Source organism: Halomonas sp., from assembly GCF_034520545.1.
Lineage (GTDB): Bacteria > Pseudomonadota > Gammaproteobacteria > Pseudomonadales > Halomonadaceae > Halomonas.
On the sequence record NZ_JAXHNN010000019.1, the window covers coordinates 16,699 to 27,193 of the forward strand.

At 63.4% G+C, this 10,495-nt stretch carries 10 protein-coding genes and 3 pseudogenes; 7 read left to right on the forward strand and 6 right to left on the reverse strand.

Translation table 11 applies throughout. The features are described from left to right. Positions 1 to 54 precede the first annotated feature (54 nt). A pseudogene (locus U5L98_RS18535) lies at positions 55 to 511 on the reverse strand (universal stress protein). A gap of 105 nt (positions 512 to 616) precedes the next feature. Between U5L98_RS18535 and U5L98_RS18540 the strand changes: the two are divergent. Further along, positions 617 to 1,147 (forward strand): preprotein translocase subunit YajC, encoded by a 531-nt coding sequence (locus U5L98_RS18540; protein ID WP_322558735.1) that lies wholly within the window; start codon positions 617 to 619, stop codon positions 1,145 to 1,147. A 3-nt stretch (positions 1,148 to 1,150) separates the two neighbouring features. Here U5L98_RS18540 and slyA read toward each other — a convergent pair whose 3' ends face one another. Beyond that, positions 1,151 to 1,597 (reverse strand): transcriptional regulator SlyA, encoded by a 447-nt coding sequence (slyA, locus tag U5L98_RS18545; RefSeq protein WP_322559737.1) that lies wholly within the window; start codon positions 1,595 to 1,597, stop codon positions 1,151 to 1,153. A gap of 69 nt (positions 1,598 to 1,666) precedes the next feature. Further along, positions 1,667 to 2,941: a DUF5924 family protein gene (locus U5L98_RS18550; RefSeq protein ID WP_322559730.1), complete on the reverse strand. Its 1,275-nt coding sequence runs from the start codon at positions 2,939 to 2,941 to the stop codon at positions 1,667 to 1,669. A gap of 144 nt (positions 2,942 to 3,085) precedes the next feature. On the opposite strand from U5L98_RS18550, the pseudogene fadB reads away from it, so the two are divergent. The 5 genes and pseudogenes from fadB to U5L98_RS18575 form a co-directional block, all read left to right on the forward strand. Further along, positions 3,086 to 5,262 (forward strand): annotated as a pseudogene (gene fadB / locus U5L98_RS18555) (fatty acid oxidation complex subunit alpha FadB); the annotation flags it as partial. 58 nt (positions 5,263 to 5,320) lie between these two features. Continuing rightward, positions 5,321 to 5,617: a hypothetical protein gene (locus U5L98_RS18560; RefSeq protein ID WP_322559731.1), complete on the forward strand. Its 297-nt coding sequence runs from the start codon at positions 5,321 to 5,323 to the stop codon at positions 5,615 to 5,617. Beyond that, positions 5,614 to 5,919, forward strand: coding sequence for a hypothetical protein (locus U5L98_RS18565; RefSeq protein ID WP_322559732.1), 306 nt, complete (start codon positions 5,614 to 5,616; stop codon positions 5,917 to 5,919). Before U5L98_RS18560 ends, U5L98_RS18565 begins: the two co-directional genes overlap by 4 nt. A 255-nt stretch (positions 5,920 to 6,174) precedes the next feature. Further along, positions 6,175 to 6,318, forward strand: coding sequence for a hypothetical protein (locus U5L98_RS18570; RefSeq protein ID WP_322559738.1), 144 nt, complete (start codon positions 6,175 to 6,177; stop codon positions 6,316 to 6,318). Then, the gene (locus U5L98_RS18575) at positions 6,251 to 6,505 is read left to right on the forward strand and encodes a hypothetical protein (protein ID WP_322559733.1); all 255 of its coding nucleotides are present in this window, start codon (positions 6,251 to 6,253) and stop codon (positions 6,503 to 6,505) included. The genes U5L98_RS18570 and U5L98_RS18575 overlap by 68 nt, the downstream gene beginning before the upstream one ends. Positions 6,506 to 6,584: 79 nt before the next feature. On the opposite strand, the gene U5L98_RS18580 is transcribed toward U5L98_RS18575, so the two are convergent. Together U5L98_RS18580 and U5L98_RS18585 are read right to left on the reverse strand one after the other, a co-directional pair. Beyond that, entirely contained in the window at positions 6,585 to 7,604 is a 1,020-nt protein-coding gene (locus tag U5L98_RS18580) for a TAXI family TRAP transporter solute-binding subunit (protein WP_322559734.1), read from the reverse strand. A 257-nt stretch (positions 7,605 to 7,861) separates the two neighbouring features. Continuing rightward, positions 7,862 to 8,803 carry an IS1595 family transposase gene (locus tag U5L98_RS18585; protein ID WP_322559735.1) on the reverse strand — a complete coding sequence of 314 codons (942 nt, stop codon included), beginning with the start codon at positions 8,801 to 8,803 and terminating at the stop codon, positions 7,862 to 7,864. 109 nt (positions 8,804 to 8,912) lie between these two features. Here U5L98_RS18585 and U5L98_RS18590 point away from each other — a divergent pair. Beyond that, positions 8,913 to 9,876 (forward strand): annotated as a pseudogene (locus U5L98_RS18590) (IS1595 family transposase). A gap of 74 nt (positions 9,877 to 9,950) precedes the next feature. Here U5L98_RS18590 and U5L98_RS18595 read toward each other — a convergent pair. Beyond that, positions 9,951 to 10,495: helix-turn-helix domain-containing protein (locus tag U5L98_RS18595; protein WP_322559736.1), on the reverse strand; the 545-nt coding region annotated here is incomplete at its 5' end.

The following is a 10,495-nucleotide window of genomic DNA, read 5'->3' on the forward strand; positions in this document are numbered from 1 at the left end:
GAAACCCCAAGGGCGCCTTTTGGGCGCCCTTGGGGAGGAGTAAGGCGCGACTCGTTACTCTTCAGTCTCCTCGCCCTTGGCGCCCACCCGCACGGCCAGCACGTCGCACCGAGCACCGTGCAGCACGCCGGTGGAGGTGGAGCCGAGCAGCAGGGCGAACCCATGGCGTCCGTGGGAGCCGACCACGATCAGGTCCACGTCTTGCTCCTCGGCGAAGCGGTGGATTTCGGTGTCGGGCATGCCCACCACCACGTGCTGGTTCTCGCTGGGCACATGGGTGTCGGCGATCTCGGCCAGGCGCTGTTTGGCATGTTCGTCGAGCTGGTCCTGGATGCTGGTGAGGTCCATGGGGATATCGCCGCCGTAGGCGAAGCCCAGCGGCTCCAGGGTGTGCATGATGGATAGCTTGGCCATGGTTGCGGTCGGCGATCTGCATCGCCCGCTCCAGCACCTTGTAGGAGTCCTTGGTCAGGTCGACGGCGACCAGGACATGACGATATTCGTTGCTCATGGTGTGACTCTCCGTACAGCGTCCAGCGTGTTGGGGACGCTTCCACTCTAGGATGCCTCGCATGACAAGACAACGAATTGCATCAAGATTCACGAGGAGAACGGCATGGCCTGGGTGATCATTTTTATCGCGGTGATGCTGGTGATTTCACCGGTGCTCTGGCTCAAGCCGAACCCTCGCCAGAAGCGGGTGGCGCAGATGCGCACGGCCATGAGCCGGGCAGGCGTCACCGTCAAGCTGGACAAGCCACCGTTTCACGAAGCCAGGGGGGTCATGCCCCACTACCGCTGGCCCTATCCGCCCCAGCAGCCAGGGCCTGATTTCACGCTGGTGCGAGACGTCGAGGCAGGCCCGGCGCTGAAGCCGTTTCGACATGGCTGGTACTGGCGCTTCGAACCGCTGCGACCGTTGCCAGAAGCGGCCGAAGCACCGCTCGAGGCTTTACTGACGCGCCTGCCCCTGGATGCCAAGGTGCTGGAATCGAACAGGGCGGCTCTCGGTCTCTGGTGGTGGGAGTCACAGGATGCCGAGCGCTTTTCCAGCTACCTGGAGGATTTCGCGGCCCTGCGCGATGCCCTGGCCGGGCATCCCGATCAGCCGGGGAAGGAGCGGCCCCTGGACGGGCCGCGCGGCTGAAGATTATGACTCTACGTCTTCGCAGGCCTGGATCGCCAGGCCGTTCTCCTCGATTCGCGACAGCAGGCTCGCCAGCTGCTCGACCTCTGCGTCGTCGAGACCTGCCAGCATCTCGCCGCGCGCCTGGCTGACTACCGCGTCGATCTGTTCCAGCAGCGGCGTGGCCTCGGGGGTCAAGAATATTCGTTTGGTGCGGCGGTCCTTATCGCAGCCGCGCCGCTCGACCAGTCCCTGCTCGGCGAGCTGGTCCAGGGTGCGAACCAGGGAGGGGGCCTCGACGCCGATGACACGGGCCAGGTCGCATTGAGGCTGGCCATCACCGAGGCGCCAGAGGTGATAGAGGGTAATCCAGCGGGTCTGGGTCAGGCCCAGCGGCGCCAGGCGCCGGTCGATGACGGCGCGCCACAGGCGTGGCACGCGGGAAAGCTGGAAGCCGATGTTCTGGTGCATGGGTCTGTGCATCCGGGAGAAGCCTCCTGGGATTGTCTGAACCGTCCGCGTGGAATGCAAGCAGGCTTATCATTGCATCCCCTCGGCCTTGCCCGCCTCATCTTCGGTCTCTTTGATCTCCTCGGCCTCCTCGGTCTCGCCATCCTTTCCGGCTGTCTCGTCGGAGGCCGATTCGGGCCGAGGCAGCAGTTGACGGATGTCCAGGCCGGGAATGCCCGAGGGGCGCTCGATCGTGCCGTCGGCCAGGGTGGCCGCCTGAGCGTCGTTACTCACTGTGAAGCGCAGTATTCCGATCTGCTGGCCGCTATCGGTCATCACGTCGATGCGCCATTCGCCTGGCGTGTCCTCGGGAAAGTTCTGCTTGTGGCTCCAGGATCGGTAACCGGCTTCGCGTCCTCCCTGGATCTCCAGCGGGATGCGGTCGACTTCTTCACCGTCCTGTCGCCACACATGTACAACGTCCTCACGCAGGCCGCGGGGGGCATGGATTGCCGTGAAGGCATAAAGCCCCTCGCTGGTCAGCGCGGACGGGGTCAGGCGCGTGCTGCCGATGGGGGTTCTGGCCTGGGTATCGAAGCCCGGAGAGAGGGCGCTGCCCGAGATCCACAGGCTGGCCGGTGGCACCCAGGCGCGACCCACCCAGGCCACTCCGGCCAGCAGTGGCAGCAGCGCCAACATCGCCAGCCAGCGTGAGGGGGTCATCGGCCGTAGCAGGTGCATCAGGCTCGGTAGGCTGAAAAGCGCCATGGCACCGATGGCCAGCAGCAGGCTCTGGCCGGTGGTCAGGTGCAGCAGGGTCGGCAAGGTGACCAGCACCACCAGGAACACGCACTGCGCATGGAAGGCGAAGTAGAGCCAGCGCTGCCGTTCGGCCAGCCGGTAATAGAGCGGGTCGAGGATCGACAGCAGCGCCATGGCCATGATCAGCAGGGTGAAGAGCGCCTGGCCGCTGTGCCATACCGTGGTGGCGAGCAGAAAGGGCAGGGTGAAGAACAGCGTCTCCTGGTGGATCAGTTGGGCGATGAAGGTGGTCACACCACGCGGCAGGGCCGGGTAGCCACGCCGGGCCAGTAATCGGCCGATCAGGCTCTCGGAAAGCAGCAGCACCCAGGCCAGCAACATGCCCAGTGCCAGCATCGCGCCCAGCCACTGCTGGCGTTCCACCAGGAAGAAGCTTCCCAGGCCGGCGGCCAGGGCCATCGGTGGCCACAGCCAGCTCCAGGGCCGCACGAGCTCCACCAGCCGTTCGATGCGAGCCTGCCAGGCGCTGAGGCGCGGCGATTGCTTGCCGACGGCAGCTGTCGCGGAGGGCTGGGGCGAATCCGTCGAGGGTTCTCGGTTCATCCGTCGAGTCTAACAGCCGGGGTCCCGTTGGGGTGAGTGGCCCTGGACGTGCCATGCTGTTGGCAGGGCTTGACGTTCGGTCTCGGCTGCACCAAGCTGACAAAAATCAAACGGCCGTATGAATTCCTGCATGGAGGTTCCTGGATGATCTATCAAGGCAATGCCATCACGGTGGCTCGTGGTCTCAAGGACGGGAGCGATGCCATTGCCACGCTCACCTTCGATCTGAAGGACGAGTCCGTCAACAAACTCTCCAGCGCCGTTGTCGCGGAGCTTGGGGAGGCCGTCTCGGCCATCCGGGCCGAAAGTGGTCTCGAGGGCCTGATGATCTGCAGCGCCAAGGAAGCGTTCATCGTCGGCGCCGACATCACCGAGTTCCAAGCTATGTTCGAGCAGGGAGCGGAGCAGATCGAGAACTTTCTCGAGCGGGTGCATGGCATCTTCAATGCCATAGAGGATCTGCCGTTCCCCACCGTCACCGCCATCAATGGCCTGGCCCTCGGTGGGGGCTGCGAGATCACCCTGGCCACGGACTTTCGCGTCATGGCCGAGTCAGCGAAGATCGGCCTGCCCGAGACCAAGCTGGGCATCCTGCCGGGCTGGGGTGGCTGCGTGCGACTGCCGCGACTCATCGGTGCCGACAACGCCATCGAGTGGATCGCCGGTGGCACCGAGAACCGCGCCGACGCTGCACTCAGCATGGGGGCGGTGGATGCCGTGGTGCCTGGCGAGCAGCTGGAAGCCGCGGCGAACGACATCCTGGCCCGCGCTCAGGCGGGCGAACTCGATTACCAGGCCCGCCGCGCAGAGAAGACAGGCCCCTTGGGCCTCGGGCCTATCGAGCAGATGATGGCCTTCGAGACCGCCAAGGGCTATGTGGCCGGTAAGGCGGGTCCGCACTACCCGGCACCCATCGAGGCCATCAAGGTCATTCAGAAGGGCGCCGGCGAGTCGAGAGCCCGTGCTCAGGCCATCGAAGCCAAGGCCTTCGCCAAGCTGGCGCTCTCCGATGTCGCCTTCAATCTGGTTGGCCTGTTCATGAACGACCAGGTGGTCAAGAAGAAGGGGGGTCAGTACGAGAAGCAGGCGCGGCCCGTCAAGCAGGCGGCGGTGCTGGGTGCCGGCATCATGGGGGGCGGCATCGCCTACCAGAGCGCCTCCAAGGACACGCCGATCCTGATGAAGGACATCAAGGCAGAAGCCGTCGAGCTTGGCCTGAAGGAGGCCGCAAGCTGTTCGCCAAGCAGGTCGAGCGCGGGCAAGATGCTCCACCGAGCAGATGGCCGAGGTGCTCGCCAACATCCGCCCGACGCTCTCCTACGGCGACTTCGAGCGATGTCGACCTGGTGGTCGAGGCGGTGGTCGAGAACCCGAAGGTCAAGCAGGCAGGTGCTGGCCGAAGTCGAAGAGGCGGTCGGCGATGACAGCCATCCTCACCTCCAACACCTCCACCATCTCCATCACCCGCCTGGCCGAGGCGCTGAAGAAGCCGGAGAACTTCTGCGGCATGCACTTCTTCAACCCGGTGCACCGCATGCCGCTGGTGGAGGTGATCCGCGGCGAAAAGACCGGTGATGCCGCCGTGGCGGCCACCGTGGCCTACGCCCGCGCCATGGGCAAGACGCCCATCGTGGTCAACGATTGCCCCGGCTTTCTGGTCAACCGTGTGCTGTTCCCCTACTTCGGCGGCTTCAGCTTCCTGCTGGACGCGACGGCGCCGACTTCCAGCAGATCGACAAGGTCATGGAGAAATTCGGCTGGCCCATGGGCCCGGCCTACCTCTCCGACGTGGTGGGCATCGACACCGGCGTGCACGCCGGCGAGGTGATGGCCGAAGGCTTCCCCGACCGCATGGCGCGGGATGGCAAAACCGCCATTCAGGTGATGTTCGACAACGACCGTCTACGGGCAGAAGAACGGCGTGGGCTTCTACAAGTACGAGGAAGACAAGAAGGGCAAGCCGAAGAAGGTCAGTCGACGACGACGACCTACGCAGCTGGTCAAGCCGAGGTGGTCAAGGAGCAGAAGGAGTTCTCGGACGACGACATCATCGCCCGCATGATGGTGCCGCTGTGTCTGGAAGCCGTGCGCTGCCTGGAAGACGGTATCGTCGGCAGCCCGGCCGAGGCCGACATGGCGCTGATCTACGGCATCGGCTTCCCGCCGTTCCGAGGCGGCGCGCTGCGCTACATCGATGCCATGGGCGTCGAGGCCTTCGTCGAGCTGGCCGAGGGCCTGGCCGAGGAACTCGGCCCGCTCTACGCGCCCACCGATAAGCTGCGCGAGATGGCCAGGCCGGCGAGCGATTCTACTCCGCGAGCCAAGGGCTAGCCACCATCAACGGTCAGACGTTCAGGCATGATTCAGAGTACGATGAGCTTGAATCCGAGAGACGTCGTGGTGGTCGACTGCGCCCGTACCGCCATGGCCAAGGCCAAGGACGGCGCCTTCCGCCACGTGCGCGCCGAGAACCTCTCCGCCGCCGTGATGCAGGCGCTGCTCGACCGCAACCCAGGGCTCGACCCGACCGAGATCGACGACGTGATCTGGGGCTGCGTGCAACCAGACCCTGGAGCAGGGCATGCAACATCGCCCGCAATGCCGCGATCGCTTGACCGGCATGCCCCCACAGCGTGCCGGCCCAGACGGTCAACCGCCTGTGCGGCTCGTCGATGAGTGCGCTGCATATCGCCGCCGCCAACATCCGGGCCGGCATGGGTGAGTTCTATATCGTCGGCGGCGTGGAGCACATGGAGCACGTGGGCATGACCCACGGCGTCGACGTCAACCCCGCGGCCAGCAAGCACGTGGCCAAGGCCGCCATGATGATGGGGCTGACCGCCGAGCTGCTAGGCAAGATGCACGGCATCTCGCGCCAGGATCAGGACGCCTTCGGCGTGCGGTCGCATCAGCGTGCCCAGGCGGCGATGGAGAACGGCGGCTTCGACCGACGAGATCGTCGGCATCGAAGGCCATGACGCCAACGGCTTCCGAGTCCAGGTCGACCGCGACGAGGTAATTCGTGCTGATGCCAGCCTGGAGACATGGCCGAGCCTCAAGCCGGTCTTCGATCCCACGCGGTGGCACCGTGACCGCCGGCACATCCTCGGCGCTCTCGTGACGGCGCCTGCGCGCATGGCTGGTGATGAGCTGCGGAGCGTGCCAGGGCACTGGGCCTCGAGCCCATCGCCAAGGTGCGCGCCACTGGCGTGGCCGGCTGCGATGCCTCCATCATGGGCTACGGCCCGGTGCCGGCCTCGAAGAAGGCGCTGAAGACGGCAGGCCTGACCACCGACGACATCCAGACGCGTGGAGCTGAACGAGGCCTTCGCCGCCCAGTCGCTGCCGGTGCTGAAGGACCTGGGCCTGCTGGATGACATGGACGAGAAGGTCAACCTGCACGGCGGTGCCATTGCGCTGGGTCACCCATTGGGCTGCTCCGGTGCGCGCATCATCACTACCCTGCTCAACGTGATGCAGGAGCGTGATACCACCCTGGGCCTGGCGACCATGTGCATTGGCATGGGGCAGGGCGTGGCCACGGTTTTTGAACGCCTCAAGTAACACGCTCGGTTTATCATCCTCGCGGTAATAAGCAGAACGGCACCCCTCGGGGTGCCGTTCTGCGTTGCACGCGCGGTGTTCAGTCAAGCACTGTCGCGCCGCGCGCGGCCAGGCGGCGCTGCTCGTTGCGTTCGTGCACCATGCCTTCCGCCTCGATCCATCCCTGTTCGCGGTAGTAGCGCAGCGCGCCCTCATGGAGGGGGGCGCTGAGCCCGTCACGGATCATCGTCTGGGCCGTCAGTTGGCCGAGGGCCGGATGAGTCGCCTTGAAGCGCAAGAAATCAGCGAAGACGCTCGCGACCAGCTGGTAGACCAGGTCGGGATCGGTGTCTGCCGTGGCGACCAGGGTAGCCTTGACCCCGAAGGTGCGCACCGCCGGCTGGTCCGGGCCGTAGAGCCCACCGGGAATCGAGGCTCGCGTGAAATAGGGGTAAGCGTTCACCAGCAGGTCGACGAACTCGCCCTGCACGTCGACGATTGCGGCATTGCACAGCCGGATGGCCTGGGCCACCGAGGCATTGGGGTGGCCCACGGTGTAGACCATGGCATCGATGTTGCCGTGGCAGAGCTCCATAGACTGCTGGTCGACCGGCAGGTCATGAATCAGACGGAAGTCACTGCGGCTCCAGCCTCGGGCATCCATCAACCTCAGCATGGTGCCGCGTTGCCCGGAGCCCGGATTGCCGATGTTAACCGAGCGTTGCTGCAGGTCGTTGAAGCTCTGGATTCCGGAGTCGCGGCGCACCACCAGGGTGAAAGGTTCGCTGTGCAGCGAGAACACCGAGCGAAGGCCTTCGTCTGGCCCATCCTTGCGGAATCCCTCGATGCCCTGGGTGGCATAGTGCTGAAGGTCCGACTGGACAATGGCCAGCTTCATTTCGCCACTTCGCAGGGCCCGCAGGTTGGCACTGGAGCCGTTACTTGGCTGGGCCCGGCAGGGCGTCTCGACAACTCTGCACAGCGCGCGACCGACCACATGGTAGACGCCGGAGGGGCTGGCAGTAGCAATGACGAGCGGGTCGTCAGCCTGGGCCGACAATGGGTTCCAGAGGAACAGGCTGGCCACTCCGACGGCTAGCAGCCTTGCGGTTGGTTTCATGACTCACCTCGCATCAGTGAGTCGACCAGAGGCATACCAGAACCAAGGAGAGACTGGAGGGAAGCCGAAGGTGGGAAGACTTCACATCATTTCTGGCCGACAGTTTGAATTTTTGTGTTCTTTTTGACGTTGTCGTGTCGTCGCGCGATCAATCGATGCGGCATCGAGACAGACCGAGCATGCTTGCGCATACACGGCCACTCTTGAGGTATAGCAGGTGCTCGAGAGCCGGAAGGAGCTATCAAAAGAATACCTGATTACGCATAAGGCTCAGCCATCTTCAGGAACCGATATGGCATCGGCGGGGTTCTCGCCGCCACCGTGAGAAAGCGCGGAATCATGGCCTTGAGGTCATAGCGCCGATTGAAGCGGTACTCGAACTCGGCCAGGTAGCGCGGCGCATGCTGCCCGCGGATCGCATGGTAGGTGCCGGTAATGGCGTTCTTGACGTTGCCCAGCACAGTGTTGACCCAGAGAAACGCCGGGATCTGGACGCTGGCCCGGCCACTGCCGGTAATGATGCGCTCGTGGGTGTAGACCGGTGACGCGAAGGCTCGGAAGCAACCCAGGCCATCGCTGAACACTTGGCTGCCGGGCGCGATGGCCAACTGGGCATAGCGCTGTATCTCGTCGTGAGTGAAACCGCTGACGCGACGTAGCTGAATACGCTGAGGATGACCCTCGTCATCGGTCTGCACCGCGGCGACGAAGGGGAACTTGTGTTCGGCACCGCGTCCTCGCTTTCCCGGCCGCTCGCCGCCCAGGTAGGCATCATCGATCTCGATGCGTCCGCTCAGCGTCTCGCCCTGGTTACGCTCCATCATGACCTGCAGGACCTTGTGCTTGAGCTTCCAGGCGGTGTTGTAGCTGACCCCGAGCTCGCGGGACAACTGCAAGGCCGAGATGCCGTTCTTGCGCTGAGTCAGCAGATACATGGCCAGGAACCAGGTGGTGAGCGGCAGATGGGTGGCATGGAAGATGGTGCCGGCGGTGAGCGAGGTCTGATGATGGCAGCGATGACACTGGTAGAGACCCCGCGACAGCCGGCAGCCCGTGGTGTTGCCACAGTCGGGGCACACGAACCCCTCGGGCCAGCGATGCTGGAAGAGAGCCGCCTGGCACTGTTCTTCCGTGCCGTACTGCTCGAGAAACGCCGGCAGTGACAGGCCGGCCTGAAACTGGATCGGATTGCGTGCCATGACATCGCCTCCTCTACTGGATATAACCGGCTATGTTGGTATCTGCTGTTGGCGTACTCTAAAAATACTGTATAAACTACTGTATATCCAGTTTCTCCTGGAGTACGCCATGAAACGTGCAGACCTCAAAGCCCTCGAGCAGACGCTGGCTCGCCTTCCTGTAGATCTCAAAAAATACCTTTCCAATCAGCTGATTGGGCAAATTAATTCCCAAGCTGACGCGCTGCTTGAGACCGCTAACCCCCACCATCCCTGTCCCCACTGCGGCAATGAGCACCCCGCCAAATGGGGGCGTGCCAGTGGTTTGCAGCGGTATCGGTGCCGGAACCCTGTGTGTCGCAAGACGTTCAATGCCCTCACGGGCACCCCGCTGGCCAAGCTGCACCACCGTGACAAGTGGTTCAACTACCTGCGCTGCATGCGAGACAGCCTGACGTTACGCGTCTCGGCGGTACGAGTAGGGATCGATTTGAAGACGGCCTTCCGCTGGCGTCATCGCTTTCTAAAAGAGAGCGCCCGTGCCAACGCCAACGCCTTGTCCGGCATCATTGAGGTGGACGAGACCTTCTTTGTTGAGTCCTGTAAGGGCAAAGCGCCACCTCACGCACCGCGAGCCCCGGAAACGCGGACGCCAAAGTAATAAAAACAAAAAAGCGGATAAAATTCCGGTGGTTATCGTTCGTGATCGCAATGGCCATGTCAGTGACCTGGTGGATCCAGCGCTCCAGAAATCTACTGTCCATGCCTTTCTGGCGCCGATCATCGACCGCGACTCGATTCTATGTTCGGACGGGCACAGCTGGTACAAGACCTTCTCTGCTGAGCATGGTATTGCCCACCATCGACTGATCACACTCGATAACCAGCGAGTAATCGGCAAGGAATACCACATTCAGAACGTAAACAGTTATATCAGCCGACTGAAGAGCTGGATGAAGCGTTTTAATGGGGTGGGCACCGCGTACTTACCCAATTACCTAGCATGGCGGCGTCTGTTTGAAACCGCGCCTTCTTCAGCGGAGGCATGGCTTCGCGCGGCGATCGGTGCTGACCAACAACAGATACCAACATAGCCATATAACCTCAGCAGAGGACAGGCTGGCGGAATGGTGGTCGCGATCAACATGAGTAATCAGGGGATTGTCTTTTATGGGCCGTCCCTTAGCAGAGGTATGGTCGTTTTCTTACATACGCCGACCGCCCTCCAGCAGGCCCTGGAGGGGCGTTGGTGGCTGTAGGCGGCCACTTCCTCCTCGTCCTCGATCTCCAGCTCGAGGTGGAAGCGAGCCGGCCCCGTCAGGTTGACCAGGGCGTCCAGGCTGAACTTGTTGATGCGGCCGCTCAGCAGGTCGTTGAGGCGGGGCTGGGTGATGCCCAGGCGGCGCGCGGCCTCCTTCTGAGTGATGCTCCACTCCGGACACGGCCGGCGATCCTCGCCATGAGCTCGGAGCGCAGGCGCATGTTCAGCGCCTCCTCGGGAGTGTCCTCGATGGCGTCCCACACGCTGCTCGTAATACTCGATGGCCATGATCTGGCACGTCGCTCGGTGGTGGCCGGGCTCAGGGCAGCTCCTTGTAGCGCTGCTTGCCCAGGTCGAACCGTCCTTCTTGGCGGTCTTCTGGGTCTTCTTCTGGAAGCAGTGGAGCGCGAATACCGCGTCGCCCCGATTGGCCACGTAGAAGACCCGAAAGG

What these genes read in the sequence shown, in the direction of transcription:
- U5L98_RS18540 (WP_322558735.1), top strand. Translation starts at nt 617, where the DNA reads ATGGCCTGGGTGATCATTTTTATCGCGGTGATGCTGGTGATTTCACCG.
- slyA (WP_322559737.1), bottom strand. Translation starts at nt 1,597, where the DNA reads ATGCACCAGAACATCGGCTTCCAGCTTTCCCGCGTGCCACGCCTGTGG.
- U5L98_RS18550 (WP_322559730.1), bottom strand. Translation starts at nt 2,941, where the DNA reads ATGAACCGAGAACCCTCGACGGATTCGCCCCAGCCCTCCGCGACAGCT.
- U5L98_RS18565 (WP_322559732.1), top strand. Translation starts at nt 5,614, where the DNA reads ATGAGTGCGCTGCATATCGCCGCCGCCAACATCCGGGCCGGCATGGGT.
- U5L98_RS18570 (WP_322559738.1), top strand. Translation starts at nt 6,175, where the DNA reads ATGGGCTACGGCCCGGTGCCGGCCTCGAAGAAGGCGCTGAAGACGGCA.
- U5L98_RS18580 (WP_322559734.1), bottom strand. Translation starts at nt 7,604, where the DNA reads ATGAAACCAACCGCAAGGCTGCTAGCCGTCGGAGTGGCCAGCCTGTTC.
- U5L98_RS18585 (WP_322559735.1), bottom strand. Translation starts at nt 8,803, where the DNA reads ATGGCACGCAATCCGATCCAGTTTCAGGCCGGCCTGTCACTGCCGGCG.